Annotated in this window: 1 protein-coding gene; it reads left to right on the top strand. The window is 76.6% G+C overall.

Features of this window, described 5'->3' with window-relative positions:
- Positions 1-104: 104 nt before the first annotated feature.
- On the top strand, positions 105-1,805 hold a 1,701-nt coding region (locus ACFOM8_RS22905), incomplete at its 3' end, for a dihydroxyacetone kinase family protein (protein WP_377764668.1).

The raw sequence follows: 1,805 nt of genomic DNA, 5'->3' as shown, positions 1-1,805 counted from the left end.
GGCTTTTCCAGTCCGTTTTTGGTGGAGCATTATGGGGGGGACGGTTTGGGCGTTTGCGCTGTGAACCGCGAGCACATCCGACAGATCTTGAGGGGGATCCGCACATGACAAGGGTTTTCGACGCGCCCGACCGGTTTGCCGACACCGCCCTGCGGGGCTTTTGCGCGGCCCATGCCGACCGGGTGCGGGCCGTGCCCCATGGCGCGGTGCGCGCGGCGCCGGGGCCGCGCGGCAAGGTGGCGCTGCTGGTGGGCGGCGGCTCGGGCCATTACCCGGCCTTTCTGGGCTATGTCGGCGCCGGCCTGGCCGACGCGGCGGTGGCGGGGGATGTGTTCGCCTCGCCCTCGGCCGCCTGGATCCACGCGATCGCCAGGGCCGCGCACCGGGGCGGCGGGGTGATCCTGGGCTTTGGCAACTATGCGGGCGACGTTTTGAACTTCGGCGCGGCCGCCGAGCGGCTGCGGGCCGAGGGCATCGACGCGCGCATTCTGGCCGTGACCGACGACGTGGCCAGCGCCGGGCCCGGCGAACGCGCCAGGCGGCGCGGGGTGGCGGGCGATCTGGCCGTCTTCAAGATCGCCGGCGCGGCGGCCGAGGCGGGGCTGGACCTGGATGCGGTGATGGCCGTGGCCGCCAAGGCGAACGGCGCGACCGTGTCCTTTGGCGTGGCCTTTGACGGCTGCACCCTGCCCGGGCAGGACCGGCCGCTGTTCACGGTGGAGGCGGGCCGGGTGGGCCTGGGCCTGGGCATCCACGGCGAGCCGGGGATCAGCACCCGGCCGATGATGCCCGCGACCGAGCTGGCGCGCACCCTGCTGGAGCCCTTGCTGGCCGAGCGCCCGGCGGGCCATGACGGGCGCGTGGCGGCGATCCTGAACGGGTTGGGCCGCACGAAACACGAGGAGCTGTTCGTTTTGTGGCACCACCTGAGCGGGATGCTGACCGAGGCCGGCCTGACCGTCGTGGACCCCGAGGTGGGCGAGTTCGTCACCAGCCTGGACATGGCGGGCTGTTCGCTGACGCTGACCTGGCTGGACAGCGAACTCGAGGGCTGCTGGCGCGCGCCCGCCGACGCGCCCGCCTTTCGCAAGGGCGCCGTGGCGCGCCCGCAGGAGGCCGGGGCCGCCGATGACGGCGGTGACGGCGATGACGGCGGTGACGGTGGCGACGGCGGGGCGGCGGCGACCGAGATCGCGCGGGGCAGCCCCGCCGCGCGGGAAGCCGGGCGCCGCGTGGCCGCGCTGATCGGCCGGGTGGCGGCCGCCCTGGCCGAGGCCGAGGAGGAGCTGGGCCGCATCGACGCGCAGGCGGGCGACGGCGACCACGGGCAGGGCATGGCGCGCGGTTCCGCCGCTGCCGTTGCGGCCGCCGACGGGGCCGTCGCCGCGGGCGCGGGGGCCGGCACGGTGCTGTCGCTGGCGGGCGACGCCTGGGCCGAGCGCGCGGGCGGCACCTCGGGCGCGCTGTGGGGCGCGGCGCTGCGGGCCTGGGGCCAGACGCTGGGCGACGGCGGCAAGCCCTCGGCCCGAACCGTGGCGCAGGGCGCGCGGGCGGCGCAGGACGCCATTGTCCGGCTGGGCGGGGCGCGGGTCGGCGACAAGACGCTGGTGGATGCGCTGGCGCCCTTTGTCGAGGCGCTGACCGAGCGGGTCGCGGCCGGCGACGGCCTGGCCGCGGCCTGGGCCGCCGCCGCCGCGCGGTCCACCGAAGCCGCCGACGCCACCGCGCAACTGATCCCCCGGCTGGGCCGCGCCCGCCCCCTGGCCGAACGCAGCCTGGGACACCCGGACGCCGGCGCCGTCTCG

Source organism: Paracoccus angustae, from assembly GCF_042648745.1.
Lineage (GTDB): Bacteria > Pseudomonadota > Alphaproteobacteria > Rhodobacterales > Rhodobacteraceae > Paracoccus > Paracoccus angustae.
The sequence above is the reverse complement of the archived record's forward strand: the minus strand, read 5'-3'. Positions and strand labels throughout refer to the sequence as shown.